Annotated in this window: 13 protein-coding genes; 6 read left to right on the plus strand and 7 right to left on the minus strand. The window is 55.9% G+C overall.

Features of this window, described 5'->3' with window-relative positions:
• A partial coding sequence (locus CKW31_RS26365; RefSeq protein ID WP_256582735.1) for a hypothetical protein occupies window positions 1-1,012 on the plus strand: 1,012 nt, incomplete at its 5' end.
• Between the two features lie 5 nt (window positions 1,013-1,017).
• Window positions 1,018-2,094 (plus strand): hypothetical protein, encoded by a 1,077-nt coding sequence (locus tag CKW31_RS26370; RefSeq protein ID WP_141230190.1) that lies wholly within the window; start codon window positions 1,018-1,020, stop codon window positions 2,092-2,094.
• Window positions 2,095-2,169: 75 nt separating this feature from the next.
• Here CKW31_RS26370 and CKW31_RS26375 read toward each other — a convergent pair whose 3' ends face one another.
• Window positions 2,170-2,511, minus strand: coding sequence for an FKBP-type peptidyl-prolyl cis-trans isomerase (locus CKW31_RS26375; RefSeq protein WP_095101595.1), 342 nt, complete (start codon window positions 2,509-2,511; stop codon window positions 2,170-2,172).
• 314 nt (window positions 2,512-2,825) lie between these two features.
• On the opposite strand from CKW31_RS26375, the gene CKW31_RS26380 reads away from it, so the two are divergent.
• The gene (locus CKW31_RS26380) at window positions 2,826-3,590 is read left to right on the plus strand and encodes an SDR family oxidoreductase (RefSeq protein ID WP_095101597.1); all 765 of its coding nucleotides are present in this window, start codon (window positions 2,826-2,828) and stop codon (window positions 3,588-3,590) included.
• A 9-nt stretch (window positions 3,591-3,599) separates the two neighbouring features.
• Here CKW31_RS26380 and CKW31_RS26385 read toward each other — a convergent pair whose 3' ends face one another.
• The 6 genes from CKW31_RS26385 to CKW31_RS26410 all read right to left on the minus strand — a co-directional run bounded on the left by CKW31_RS26385 (window position 3,600) and on the right by CKW31_RS26410 (window position 8,327).
• Window positions 3,600-3,887 carry a hypothetical protein gene (locus CKW31_RS26385; RefSeq protein ID WP_095101599.1) on the minus strand — a complete coding sequence of 96 codons (288 nt, stop codon included), beginning with the start codon at window positions 3,885-3,887 and terminating at the stop codon, window positions 3,600-3,602.
• A gap of 360 nt (window positions 3,888-4,247) precedes the next feature.
• On the minus strand, window positions 4,248-5,216 hold the full coding sequence (locus CKW31_RS26390) for a threo-3-hydroxy-L-aspartate ammonia-lyase (RefSeq protein ID WP_095101601.1): 969 nt from the start codon (window positions 5,214-5,216) through the stop codon (window positions 4,248-4,250).
• A gap of 30 nt (window positions 5,217-5,246) precedes the next feature.
• Window positions 5,247-5,636 carry a RidA family protein gene (locus CKW31_RS26395; protein ID WP_095101603.1) on the minus strand — a complete coding sequence of 130 codons (390 nt, stop codon included), beginning with the start codon at window positions 5,634-5,636 and terminating at the stop codon, window positions 5,247-5,249.
• Window positions 5,637-5,679: 43 nt separating this feature from the next.
• Window positions 5,680-6,303, minus strand: coding sequence for a transcriptional regulator (locus CKW31_RS26400; protein ID WP_095101605.1), 624 nt, complete (start codon window positions 6,301-6,303; stop codon window positions 5,680-5,682).
• 289 nt (window positions 6,304-6,592) lie between these two features.
• The gene (locus tag CKW31_RS26405) at window positions 6,593-7,531 is read right to left on the minus strand and encodes a fatty acid desaturase (RefSeq protein ID WP_095101607.1); all 939 of its coding nucleotides are present in this window, start codon (window positions 7,529-7,531) and stop codon (window positions 6,593-6,595) included.
• 157 nt (window positions 7,532-7,688) lie between these two features.
• Entirely contained in the window at window positions 7,689-8,327 is a 639-nt protein-coding gene (locus tag CKW31_RS26410; RefSeq protein ID WP_095101609.1) for a hypothetical protein, read from the minus strand.
• Window positions 8,328-8,613: 286 nt separating this feature from the next.
• Here CKW31_RS26410 and CKW31_RS26415 point away from each other — a divergent pair, with 286 nt between their 5' ends.
• The 3 genes from CKW31_RS26415 (at window position 8,614) to CKW31_RS26425 (ending at window position 13,193) form a co-directional block, all read left to right on the plus strand.
• On the plus strand, window positions 8,614-9,861 hold the full coding sequence (locus CKW31_RS26415; RefSeq protein ID WP_095101611.1) for an acyl-CoA thioesterase/BAAT N-terminal domain-containing protein: 1,248 nt from the start codon (window positions 8,614-8,616) through the stop codon (window positions 9,859-9,861).
• 667 nt (window positions 9,862-10,528) lie between these two features.
• Complete coding sequence (locus CKW31_RS26420) at window positions 10,529-11,686, plus strand: MFS transporter (protein WP_095101613.1); 1,158 nt, start codon at window positions 10,529-10,531, stop codon at window positions 11,684-11,686.
• Window positions 11,687-11,831: 145 nt separating this feature from the next.
• The gene (locus tag CKW31_RS26425) at window positions 11,832-13,193 is read left to right on the plus strand and encodes an MATE family efflux transporter (protein WP_095101615.1); all 1,362 of its coding nucleotides are present in this window, start codon (window positions 11,832-11,834) and stop codon (window positions 13,191-13,193) included.
• The last annotated feature ends 21 nt before the right edge of the window (window positions 13,194-13,214 follow it).

Consider the following 13,214-nt stretch of genomic DNA (forward strand, 5'->3'; position numbering starts at 1 on the left):
CGATCAATTGCCTTCAGCAGAGCGGTCCTGGTTAAAGCGCTTCGGCAAACGACGCTTGCCATGGGGATATACGCTAGATATTGCCCCCGATGATTTCTTGCGGGAGCGAGCACCGGATAAATTGCGGTTTCAGGAACAAATGTTCAAAGAGCGTGATGAGAAGATGGCGGTTGGGACTTATGTGCCTGCTCCTTATGAACACGTGGACTTTCATGATCGACATGATCATCAGCGATTCAGGTTTTCACTTTGGTCCGCCAGATCTCAGTTTTGGGCTTATGTATACATGTTTGGAAAAGGCTGGTCGCTCATATTCACTCCCGTTTACATTTTCACCGCTATTTCTATCGGTGTTACTGCGAGGGGAGATTTTCTACCAGCGCTTATGGATTTTGTGCAAGGCACCTATGACGTAATGCTACTTCCACTTTATGCAGCTTGGGCATTGGCTGCGCTCGTCATCCACAAATTCCCCAAGCTCTGGGTAAAACCCTCCCGTGGCCCGATCTGGGAGTTGAACCGCCGTACCGGCCTGGTAACCCTATTCGACTACAAGAATAACGGCGAATACAAAAAGAACGGCACCATCGGCGAACTGACAGCTCCGTTTTATGAGTTCGATGCTTACATCGTTTCCGTAGCAGAGCGGCAGGGCTCGATGAACCACGTACTGTTTCTCGCCCATCGTTACCGCGACATCGTGATCGACTTCTCTGCCTTGGTGAACCTCGATAACCGCTGGCAAATGCCCTGCGCGCTGTGGGATTTTCTGCAGAACTACATGGATACCAGTGGTCCGCTGCCGGAGTTGCCTCGTTACGAAGAATTCCGCCACCTCGATCCCACCACCGCCGCCTACGACCAGCAAACCGGGCGTCCGCCACGTTTCTGGATCGATATGGATGACGCAACGTATAAACAGCATCTGGACCATTTGCTGGACAATATCGATGCCATCGACACTTTTCAACGGCCAAACCTGATGGCGCAGTATGTGCGGTATGTGGACTGAAACCGATGACGACTAACTGTAGTGAAACACCTTACTACGCCCCGACAGCCTACCGGTCGGACAATATTCCTGATCAATTGCCTTCAGCAGAGCGGTCCTGGTTAAAGCGCTTCGGCAAACGACGCTTGCCATGGGGATATACGCTAGATATTGCCCCCGATGATTTCTTGCGGGAGCGAGCACCGGATAAATTGCGGTTTCAGGAACAGATGTTCAAGGAACGTGATGAAAAGATGGCAGCAGGAACCTATGTGCCAGCTCCTTATGAACACGTGGACTTTCATGACCGACATGATCATCAGCGCTTCAGGTTTTCGCTTTGGTCTGCGAGATCACAGTTTTGGCTGTTGTTGTATGGCGGCGGACGATTTCTATTTTTCTTTATGACTGTGATGACAGTTTTAACTTGCCTCCTGGACTTTGTGGCTTCGGATAGCGCTAAGGTAAGTCAACTAATCAAGTCGTACATTCCGATATGGACGATCCTTGCCGGTATCCCCTTTAGCTGTTGGGCGTTTGGCGCTTTAATCATCCACAAATTCCCCAAGCTCTGGGTCAAGCCCTCACGTGGCCCCATCTGGGAGTTGAATCGTCGCTCCGGTATCGTCACCCTGTTCGATTACAAAAATAACGGCGAATACAAAAATAACGGCACCATCGGCGAGCTGGCAGCCCCATTTTATGAGTTCGATGCTTACATCGTTTCCGTAGCAGAGCGGCAGGGCTCGATGAACCACGTACTGTTTCTCGCCCATCGTTATCGGGACATCGTGATCGACTTCTCCGCCCTGGTAAACCTAGATAACCGCTGGCAAATGCCCTGCGCGCTGTGGGATTTTCTGCAGAACTATATGGACACCAGTGGTCCGCTGCCGGAGTTACCGCGTTACGAAGAATTCCGCTACCTCGACCCAACCACCGCCGCCTACGACCAGCAAACCGGTCGCCCGCCGCGTTTCTGGATCGACATGGATGAGACAACTTACAAACAGCATCTTGACCATTTACTGGACAACATCGACGCAATCGATACCTTTCAACGGCCAAATCTAATGGAGCGGTATGTGCAGTATGTGGATTGAAGCGGAGGACGCCGAGTCGCAGGGAAATAACTTATTACGCGCGCTATGCCTTCAAGGTCCCGCTATTGATCTCCCTCAATCATCCCGAGTCAAAACCTCCAGCAATTCGATCTCAAAATGCAAATCAGACCCCGGCTTGATATGCGCGCCCATCTGCCGGTCGCCGTAGGCCAGATGCGCGGGCACGAACAGGGTGCGGATGCCGCCGACCTTCATGCCCATCAGGCCCTGATCCCATCCCTTAATGACACGCCCGGAGCCTATTACGCACTGGAAAGGTTTGCCGCGCTCGTGGGAGGAGTCGAACACGGTGCCGTCATCCAGTTTGCCGGTGTACTGGGTGGTGATCAGCGCGCCTTTGACGACTTCCTTGCCATCACCGGTGCGGATGTCTGTGATCAGCAATTCGTTGCTCATGGTGCTTTCTCTAATAAGGCGACAAAGGCGGCTTTTTCTCAGGAAAGCGTCAGTGGTGCAAGGGTTTGATGAGTTAATCGGCATTGAATGTCACCCCCGCTAAAGCGCTCCTACAATCAACATGCAAACTACTGCATGTAATGCATTATCTGTAGGAGCTGCCGAAGGCTGCGAGGCATTCATTCTGACACACCGCGATCGCAGCCTTCGGCAGCTCCTACAGGTCCTGTGTTTGCAACTTGATGGCGCGGAGTCAGCAAGGCCGGGTAATCTTCTGTGCTATCCGCACTTTTCGAATCAGAAGGAGCACCAGAATGACCAGCACCAAAGCTTCAAAAGTCGCACTTGTCACGGGCGCCGGTAGCGGCATTGGTCGTGCTGTTGCCTTGGGTTTGCTGGAGGACGGCTACAGCCTGGTGCTGGCGGGACGTCGTCAGGAGCCGCTCGACGAATTGGCGGCAGTTATTGGCGAGGCGGGTGGCAAGGCCATTGCGGTGTCCACCGATGTCCGCGATCCGGCGAGTGTGGATGCGCTGTTTGCGAGGATTGAAGCCGCTTATGGTCGGCTGGATGTTTTATTCAACAATGCCGGTGTTGGCGCCCCGGCTGTTCCGGTGGATGAGCTGGACGTCGAGAAGTGGCTGAACGTGATCAACACCAACGTGACTGGCGTGTTCCTCTGTGCCCGCGCCGCGTTTGGGTTGATGCGCAGGCAGGTGCCGCAGGGTGGACGAATCATCAACAACGGCTCGATTTCCGCCCATACACCACGGCCGTTCAGCTCGCCTTATACCGCGAGCAAACATGCCGTGCTCGGGTTGACCAAGACGTTTGCCCTGGACGGGCGTGAGTACAACATTGCCTGCGGTCAGATCGATATCGGTAATGCTTTGACTGACCTTGCTGCACGCATGACTACCGGAGTTCGGCAGGCCAATGGGCAGACTGCGGTAGAGCCGATGATGGACGTCAAGGAAGTCGCCGATGCGGTGCGTTACATGGCGGGCCTGCCGCTGTCGACCAACGTGCTGAACATGACCGTTATGGCCACTAACATGCCGTTCGTTGGTCGCGGCTAGGTCACGGGTTTAGTTCATGTTTTGGCTGGCGATGACCATGGCCTGGGCGATGTTGTTTTTTTCGGTTTCGGTGAAGCCATCCCAGACATGTACCTTGGCGTAGTAGCCCAGGCCAGCCAGCGAGTAGAGGCTCAGGGTGAACACGATGAAGAGAGTCACGAACGTCCAGCGGCCGCCTTCATTTTCTTCACGGGACGAGAAGTTTTCGGTGTAGGTGTCGTTACCGTTACGTGATACGGCATTGGATGCCAGACGTTTGAACCATTGGAACAGGTAGATCATGACGAGTCGCAGCATGGGGTTAGCCTCAAGTTTAAAAGTGTGCAGTAGGGCGCCCGGTGGGCTGACCCGAAATCGTCGTTTGCGCTCAGGGCGCGCTCGGCCACAAATGCCGAAAACGAAAAAGCCCGTCTATGACGGGCTTTTCTTTTTATAAATCTGGTCAAGTCGCCGGGCTTCGAAGTTGACGACTGTTGATGTCGTTGAGCTTCGATTCCGCGTCCGCTTGCCGGTATTGCAACATTTTAGAACAATTGGTTTTCTCCATCTATGACCGTTCGGCGGTTGTCATACAACTGGTTGAATTCCTGCTGTGGCATTTTGTCGCGTGCCCTTCATGCGCTGGAAGACAGCCAGTTGTCCGGCATCGATGCCTGATTACTTCGCCAACAGCTCCGCATACCGCTGCAAGTCTACGTTGCCGCCGCTGATCAGGATCCCGACTTTCTGACCTTTGAGCTGGTCCTTGATCTGCAGTGCAGCGGCGAAGCTCAGACAGCCAGTAGGCTCGACGACCATCTTCATTCGCTCGGCATAGAAGCGCATGGCGTCGATGAGTTGCGCGTCAGACACGGTGAGAATGTCGTCTACGTCACGGCGAATGATGGGGAAGGTGTGGTTGCCCAGGTACTGGGTCTGTGCGCCATCTGCGATGGTGTCTGGAACAGCGATACGGACGATTTCGCCCGAGCGAAACGAACGCTGCCCATCGTTACCTGCTTCAGGTTCCACGCCATACAGCTTGCAGGTCGGTGACAGTGCGCGGGTAGACAGTGCTGAGCCTGCCAACAGTCCGCCGCCACCGAGGCAAACCAGCAGGGTATCCAGCGGGCCCACTTCTTCGAACAGTTCTTTGGCGGCCGTACCCTGTCCGGCTATCACGTCGGGGTGGTCGTAAGGAGGTATCAGGGTCATGCCCAGGCGCTCGGAATGCTCGCGGCCGATGGCTTCGCGATCTTCGGTCTGGCGGTTGTAAATCACCACGTTTGCGCCGTATTCGCGGGTCGCAGCAATCTTCGCCGGTGGGGCGTCGTGCGGCATGACGATGGTAGCCGGAATGCTCAACAGCCGGGCGGCGAGGGCGATGCCCTGTGCATGATTTCCAGAGGAAAACGCTACCACGCCATGCTTGCGCTGCTGCTCGTCAAATTTCGCCAGAGCATTGAAGGCGCCGCGAAACTTGAAGGCGCCGACACGTTGCAGGTTCTCGCATTTGAAAAACACTTGAGCGTCGAACAGGCTGTCTACCGTGCGCGACGTCAGGACCGGTGTGCGATTAGCCTGGCCAACCAAGCGTAAGGCGGCGTCTTCAACATCTTGATAGGTGGGGAGCGTTAATGTGTTCACGTGGGTTATCACCTTCTCGAAATGAAAATGTCAGGCCGCAACGGCCATGGCTTCAACTTCCACGGCGCAGCCGTAATGCAATTGTGCGACGCCCGCTACGGCTCTGGCGGGGCGATGATCCCCCAGCCATTGGCTGTAGAGCCGGTTGAATAGCGGCCACTGTTCAATATCCGTGACATACACCCGCACCTGCACCAATTGCTGCCTGCTGATGCCAGCAGCCTGAAGACAACTGTCCAGATTGAGCAGCACTTGCCGGGTTTGATCTTCAAACGAGGCATTCGCCAGATGAGCTCCTTCGGCAGTGATCGGTAACTGGCCGCTGATCATCACGAAGCCATTGGCAATGGACAGGTGCGAGTAGTGTCCGGCGGGCGGGCTGATGGTTGTGCTGTTCTTGCAGAGGATGGGTTCGGGCACGACGTTCTCTCGTTGAAATGCAGATATTAAAGCGGCAGTGGGCCTACTTCAGGTAGCTGTAAGCGGCGGCGCGGGAGACACCAAGATGTTGCGCCACCACGTCCATGGACTTGCGCACTTCCAGCGCTCCCGATGCTTTCAGCTCTCGAAGCAAGACCCGGCGTTCATCGGCCTTGAGTGAGCGGGGCGTGCTTGCCGAACGACCCGCGAATTCGTCGATCCGCTTGCGGATACTGTGCGCGCTGTCCACTTCCAATGACTCATCCACGGCGCAATCCACGCGGGTAAATTGCGCCATGGCCGTTTGCACGCCTTGAAAAAGGGTCAGATCGACGTTCATGCACAGCGCGGCGACGTATTGCCCTTCGACGTTGCGGATACCGATTGAGGTGCTTTTGGCCTGACGGCCATCGGGGAATCGATTGGCGTAATTGGCGATGACTTGCGGATAGGCCGGGTCGGCGATTCGCGCCAGACCCAGCTCGGTAGCCGGGTCACCGACGGTGCGTCCCGACAGATTGTTATAGATGGCGTAAATGGCGTGATCGGGAGATTGCAGGTCATGCACCACCACTTCACAGAATGGCCCGAAGGTCTCACCCAGACCTTGAGCGACGTGTTTGAGTTGTTCGAGCAGGTTGCGGGTTTCTGCAGAAAAGTCGGACATGTAAATGGGCGTCTGGATGAGTATTTAAGACAAAATATCCAGTAATTGACGTTTAGTAAAGATCGATGGTGCTTCTGACCTTTGCAGGAGCTGCCGAAGTGTTCCTGATAACACGGATCTGTAGGAGTGAGCTTGCTCGCGATGGCGTCAGTTCAGGCTACAAATTCGTCGAACCAGGAATCGAATCGCGAGCAAGCTCACTCCTAGAGGTCCACGGTTCGCCGCGAGATTGCGCGGTGCCGAACTTGGCAGGTCTTTTAAAAGAAATCTGTGCGTCTTACAGATCAACTCAACGCCACGGATGCTGTGGACTATCGATGGGCCTCAGGCCATGTTGCCGGAACAAGGCGCCGTAACCGTCCACAAGGAACTGACCACTGCGCTGTAGCCAGTCCTCGCGTCGTTCTGCATAAACCCGGGGCAGGTAATACCAAGGCAATCCGGGAAGATCATGGTGAATCAGATGCAGGTTCAAATTCAGAAACAGCCAACGCCATGGCCAGCCCGCCTCATTGATGACCGAGCGATGCTGAGGCGAGGGAGCAGGGCGGTGCTCATAGAACGAGCGCACCATGGATAACGCCAAAGCCAATAAGCTGGCCATCACATATTCGAAAATGCCGATTCCGCCCTGGGCCTGTACAAACCACAACACTGCCACCACGCAGGCTCCGTGAGTCAGCCACATCAGCCAGGCTTGCAATACACCTTGCCTTAACCGTCGCAGTTCCACTGAAAGCAAGCCAATCAGCGCAATTGCAGGGCCCACCAGCAATCGGCCGTAAAGGGTTTTGTTCAACCAATGCAGGCTGCGGGACACGATGCTGTTGCGCTGCCAATGCTGTTCGCTCAGGTAGCGGCTCTCGGGATCGTGATGTGGCAAGGTCAGCTCTTCATCGCGGTGATGCAGCAGATGGCTGTCGCGATACAAGGTGTAGGGATACCAGAGCGCCAGTGGCGCATAGCCCAGTAGTTTATTCACCCACCGCCAGCGAGTCGGATGGCCGTGGAGTAGTTCGTGCTGCACCGACATCCAGAACGTGATCACCGGGACCAGCAACATCAAGCTTAATCCGCGACCCAGCAGCGCCGAGTAATGGATCAGGCTGAACCATGCCGCGTAGGTTCCGATCAACAACAACCAGGTTGGCCAGTCGGTGCGGGCGGTCCAGGTTTTGCGCAGTTGGGCGATGTGCTGTTGGTGCGTGGCGTCGAGGTAGTTGGGCATGCGCATCACCGGCAGCTAAGCATTAAGGCAAGTGGCCTGAAGCTGCACCTTAGCAATTCCGGTTATGCGTGAATAATCACATTTTTCAGCGTTTATATAACTTGATGGACTATGGGCTCATGTAAAAATGGGGGCATCCAAGGCCCCCATTCATCAGTTACTTGCCGAATAACCGCTCATGTACCCAGCCGTTATTGGTCAGGATCATGCCTCGGGTTTCCTTGATCGGCGTTTTTTCACCGGCGACCATTGCAGGCAAATCACGGATAGCGGCCTGCACGGACTCTTCGTAAGCCCATTTCGGCAAGTCGCTGGTCTTGTAGCTGTACGTCACGCGTGAAATCTTCTGGCCCATCATGTCGCCAGGCTCACTGAACTGGTCAACACTGACGATTTTTGCCTTGCCAAAACACAGGGCGCCAACAGTCGTCCCGTTCATGAGTTTCCTGGCGTCTTTCTGGTAGTACTTTCGACCTTCATCGGTAAGATCAAAGGCATAACGGATGTCGGTGCGGGCGGGTTGGAAGTAGGTCTGCGGGACCTCTTTGCGAGACAACTCGGTTTCTTTGACTACGCCCACTTGAGCCAGTGTGTGCAGAACCTTGTCGGTACCGCTGAAGTCGAGTTCCTGACTCTCGGTGGGGAAATTGGCAGCCACCAGACATTTTGGATACAGAGTGTCGAGATAAGCTTGTGCAGCTTTTTCGAAATTTTCTTCACTGGCTTTTTTCGGGTCGGAGCAGCCGGCGAGCACGGTGACCAAAACGGCCAGCGATAAAATCTTCCTGTCTTTCATGTTGCGTCCTTGATTACGGGGGAAAGTTTCAGCCAATGAAATACGTCATTAATCCGAACCCCATCAAGACCCGTGAATGGGGCGTAAGTTTCCCGGCATCTCATGGCATATTTTAGTTTTGTGAACGCTTCGACCCTGACGGAGTCACTCCAGCCATTTGAAAAAATAGCGAAAGGTCTAAGGTTATGCTGCAGAGGAATTTGGCTTTTTCTCTTCGCTTGTTCACATTGTGCGCACAATGAATTTGAAAGTCCGGTAGCACGCAGCGCGTGATAAGGCGAAGCACATGACAACACTCTCCATAACACCCGCAGACGGTTTGCTGGACGAACCGCGACGCATCTCCGTAGAAGGTTTGCGGCCTTCGCAAAAGATTGAGCTCGCCACACGCACTGTGCGTGGTAATGGGCAGTATTGGGTCAGCGCTGCGACGTACATCGCCGATGCGTTCGGAAAGGTTGATCTGGAGCGCGACGCTCCTGTGTCCGGCAGTTATCAAGGCGTCTCTGCCTCAGGCCTGCTCTGGAGTCAGCGGCCAGAAGTGCCGGGTGCTGCTGACGTGTTTCCAGATGATGTGCTGCAACCCTTGGTGACTCGGGTATTCCTCGACGGGGGCGAGCAATCCGTCAGCTTGATTCAGCGACTCGTATCCGAAGGCGTTACTCGCCGTGAGGTTCGCGAAGACGGTCTGGTTGGAACCCTGTTCACACCGCCTGGCGACGGGCCGCATCCTGCCGTGATTGTGCTGAACGGTTCCGGCGGCGGGATCAATGAACCCCGGGCCGCGCTTTACGCCTCGCGAGGCTATGCGGCGTTAGCGCTGGGTTACTTCAAGGCACCGGGCCTGTCGCCGTACATTTCAAATACACCTCTGGAATATTTCGTCGCAGGGTTGGCCTGGGTCAGACGTGAAGTCCAGCCTGCCCATGATTTTGTCGCCCTGAGCGGTCAGTCGCGGGGCGGCGAGTTGGTGTTGCTGCTGGGCAGTATGTTTCCAGAGGCGGTGTCGGCGGTTATCGGTTATGTGCCCAGCGCTCTGGTGCATGGCGGGCAGGCGGCTGCTGATCTGGCAGTAGGCCGCGATGGACCGGCATGGCTTTATAAAGGGAAGCCATTGATACATCTTTGGAACGACAATAAGACTGCTTCATGGGCGGCCAAAGATGCTGGCTTGCGTAATACCGAATCCATCAGCACGGCGTTGCAGGATCATGATGCGGTGCATCGGGTTGCCATCAAGGTTGAGAAAATTCGTGGCCCTGTGTTGTTGCTGTCTGCGGGTGATGACGCGGCCTGGCCTTCAGCGCTTTTTTCGCGAATGGCGTACTCGCGGCTGAAAGAGGCCGGTCATTCCTGGCCCGTTCAACACCTGGATTTCGAACACGCGGGTCATACGATTCTGCTGCCGAACATACCGTCCACCTACAGCATTGACGGCACCCCTGCAGCCAATGCTGAAGCCAATGAACAATCATGGCAGGCGGTAAAGGCGTTTCTCGAGGATGCGGTAAAGGCCAGAGCTGCGCAGGCATAATCAGATTTTGACAGGGTGTGGCGCCTTGACCGTTGTCCGGCGTGCCGGCACCACAATCCTTCGAACATAGGATTTCCCATAGGACACACTGTTGACGTGGGACCGGCTTCAACCGGGAAAGCTGCCTGGCAGACGCCACGCATTCAGCGTCTGCCCCGGCCTCTTCCCGGCTAAAGCCGGTCCCACGTCGTCACATTCAGCATAAGGGAAGACATGAAAGCTTCCACAGGTGCCCAGGCAATCCATACGGTCGGCCTGGAAAACGCCGGGATATTCGCTAAATGTTCTTTGGCAGAAACTCCGTCCTCCCGACTGAAGCCGGTCCTACGGGTTCAAACCATGGGGTCAGGCATCGGTTCAACCTCGCAGGATCGTGCAATCAACAGCGCTGATCGGGCAAACGGTGGGAGGCCAGGCGACGTTATAATTCCTGAGTGTTGAAGCTTTCGGGAAGCGTGCAGTGATGGATAAAAAGCCGCATGCTTGCCAGTAGACCTCAACAAAGTGGCCCGACATAATGTCGGCCGCTGTTTGCCTATAACAATTCTTTTCCGCTTTGATTGCCCGGTTAACGAGTAATCAGCGCCAAGTCATACCAGCTTGACCATACCCTTTTAAAAAACCAGACCGGTGTTGATCCGTCTGGCGCTTTGCTATTGGAGCTCGAATGCTGTTACCCATTCTGCTGTTGTCGGCCGCAGGCTTTACTGTGCTGACAACCGAATTTGTCATTGTTGGCCTACTCCCCGGCATCGCCCGGGACCTTGAGGTAAGCATCCCGCAAGCAGGGTTGCTGGTGACGTTGTTCGCGTTCACGGTGGCCTGTTTTGGTCCGTTCCTGACCGCGTATTTCGCGCGTTTTGAACGCAAGAAGCTGTTCGTGACCGTAATGGTGCTGTTTGCGCTCGCCAATACCCTTGCGGCGCTAAGTCCCAATATTGCAGTGATGGGTATTGCGCGACTCATACCTGCACTCGGGTTGCCAGTGTTCTGGGCGTTGGCCAGCGAGACTGCGGTCGATCTGGTCGGCCCGGAGCACGCGGGACGGGCCATGGCAAAGATCACGTTCGGGATCGTCTGCGCCACGGTGTTTGGTATCCCGGTGGGCACGCTGGTTGCGGATGCCGTGGGCTGGCGTATGGCGTTCGGCATGCTTGCGGTGCTGGCACTGGCCAAGGCGTTGCTGCTGTTCGTGTATCTGCCGACCATTCACGTTACCCGGCAAGACGCTTCGCTGCGCCAACAGATGAGAGTTCTGCGCAGCCCAGTCCTGCAAGGCCATGTGTTGCTGTCCGTACTGGTTTTCTCCGGGATGTTCACGGCTTACACCTATTTGGCCGACATCCTCGAACGGCTGGCAGGTTTCAACGGCACCGTGGTGGGTTGGTGTCTGATGGCATTTGGTGCGGTGGGCCTGATCGGTAACTCGTTGGGCGGTCGGGCGGTGGACAAGCATCCGCTGATGGCTTCTATCGTGTTCTGCACGTTCATGGTGGCGGGCATGGTCGCTTTGATACCGAGCATTCACTCGCCGGTTTTTCTGGCGATGGCGTTGGCGACCTGGGGGATTACCCAGGCGGCGCTGTTTCTGGTCAGCCATGTGCGGGTCATGAAAGCCGCTGAGGGCGCGACGGCTTTTGGCGCGTCGCTGAATATCTCGGGTGCCAATCTGGGCATCGGCCTGGGCGCTATTGTGGGCGGACGGATGATTGATTCGTTTGGGCTGCAGAGTCTTGGCTACGCCGCCGCGTGCTTTGTCGGGCTTTCCATTCTGCTTGCCGTTCTGTTGATGGGCCGGCCGGTTTCCGAGCCGCTGCCGGAGTAAATCGCAACGGCTTCCAAACCCTTGGTCGGCCCTCGGTAGATATCCCGAAGCGACGATAGCAACCGAACCGGCACACCGCTAGAATCGCCGCCTGAATGAGCTTCGCCACTGCTGCTGGCGAAGTATTGCCTGTTTGGGGAATGTGATGGCGGTAGCCCGCGCGAAGTTTACTGAAGGGCTCATAGCACGCCATATCCTGGTGATGACCAGCACCAGTGCCCTGAGCCTGTTCGCGGTGTTTCTGGTAGACATCCTGACGCTGGTCTATGTCTCCATGCTGCACCAGCCCTTGCTGCTGGCCGCGGTCGGCATCGCCAAGGTGTTGATCTTTCTCAACAGTGCTTTGGCCAACGGTTTGATTATCGCGGCGGCGACGGTGTTGTCCGAGCGTATCGGGCATCGTGCGACCAAGGCCGTCTCGCGCTTCACCGCCAGCCTGATGTTGATGGTGCTTGTCGTGTGCGGTCTGTCAGCTGCCTTGCAACTGGCGTTGATCGTCCCGGTGACTCATCTGCTCGGTGCTGATGCTGCGACCTATGAAGCGGCAAGGGTGTTTATCTGGCTGACGTTGCCATTCAGTGTGCTGCAGTCGTTGATGCAGATGACCGCGCAGATTCTGCGCACCGCCGGGGATAGTCGTCGGGCGTTGTGGGTGGTGTTGTCGGGCGCCGCTACGCTAGCGATTGCCGATCCGTTGCTGATTTTTGTCCTGGATCTGGGGCTGGAAGGGGCAGGCCTTTCCTATGCCTTGTCTGCGTTCATGTCTGCCTGTCTGGGGCTGTATTGGGTGCGTCGCCACGTCGGGCTGGCGATGTCCATCAAGTTCAAACTGCTGCGCATGCATGTCAGGCGCACGTTCAGGGTTGCCTTGCCTGCCATGGTGGGCAATCTGGCGACCCCGGTGGGGGTGGCGTATCTTGTCTCGAGCGTGGCCACGTTCGGCACCTCGGCCCTGGCGGCAATGGCGGTTCTTGATCGGGTCCTGCAGTTTTCCTACTGCGCTTTTTTTGCCTTGCCGAGTGCATTGGCACCGGTGCTGGGACAGAATATCGGCGCTCATCTGGATCAGCGGACCCATTCGGCAATTGCCTTTACCCGCAAACTGGTCATTGTCTATGGTCTGGTTGTCTGGGGATTGTTGCTGTTGGCAAGCGGGCCTATTGCGGACTTCTACAACCTGGAAGGTGAGGGCCGAGTGCTGTTTCTCGCGTTCTGCCAGTTTGGCGGTGGTTTGTGGGTGCTCATTGGTCTGGATTTCGTCTCGATTGCGGTGTTCGTGACGATGCAGCGGCCATGGCTGGTCGCTGTGTTTGCCTGGCTTCGGTCAACGGTCGGTACCGTACCGTTCATATTCGCCGGCACGCATCTGTTCGGAAGCAGCGGGTTGATGCCGGGTACGTTTACCGGTAACGCGTTGATCGCATTGCTGTCGACCTGGGTCGCGTCCATCACCGCCAAGCGATTCTTTATAAGTCGGGCCCAGCCAGCGAGCGCCGGGAAAATTTGAATGCAGTTGTTATCGGATTTT

The organism is Pseudomonas sp. Irchel 3A5 (assembly GCF_900187575.1).
Lineage (GTDB): Bacteria > Pseudomonadota > Gammaproteobacteria > Pseudomonadales > Pseudomonadaceae > Aquipseudomonas > Aquipseudomonas folii.

What these genes read in the sequence shown, in the direction of transcription:
- CKW31_RS26370 (WP_141230190.1), top strand. Translation starts at nt 1,018, where the DNA reads ATGACGACTAACTGTAGTGAAACACCTTACTACGCCCCGACAGCCTAC.
- CKW31_RS26375 (WP_095101595.1), bottom strand. Translation starts at nt 2,511, where the DNA reads ATGAGCAACGAATTGCTGATCACAGACATCCGCACCGGTGATGGCAAG.
- CKW31_RS26380 (WP_095101597.1), top strand. Translation starts at nt 2,826, where the DNA reads ATGACCAGCACCAAAGCTTCAAAAGTCGCACTTGTCACGGGCGCCGGT.
- CKW31_RS26385 (WP_095101599.1), bottom strand. Translation starts at nt 3,887, where the DNA reads ATGCTGCGACTCGTCATGATCTACCTGTTCCAATGGTTCAAACGTCTG.
- CKW31_RS26400 (WP_095101605.1), bottom strand. Translation starts at nt 6,303, where the DNA reads ATGTCCGACTTTTCTGCAGAAACCCGCAACCTGCTCGAACAACTCAAA.
- CKW31_RS26405 (WP_095101607.1), bottom strand. Translation starts at nt 7,531, where the DNA reads ATGCCCAACTACCTCGACGCCACGCACCAACAGCACATCGCCCAACTG.
- CKW31_RS26410 (WP_095101609.1), bottom strand. Translation starts at nt 8,327, where the DNA reads ATGAAAGACAGGAAGATTTTATCGCTGGCCGTTTTGGTCACCGTGCTC.
- CKW31_RS26415 (WP_095101611.1), top strand. Translation starts at nt 8,614, where the DNA reads ATGACAACACTCTCCATAACACCCGCAGACGGTTTGCTGGACGAACCG.
- CKW31_RS26420 (WP_095101613.1), top strand. Translation starts at nt 10,529, where the DNA reads ATGCTGTTACCCATTCTGCTGTTGTCGGCCGCAGGCTTTACTGTGCTG.
- CKW31_RS26425 (WP_095101615.1), top strand. Translation starts at nt 11,832, where the DNA reads ATGGCGGTAGCCCGCGCGAAGTTTACTGAAGGGCTCATAGCACGCCAT.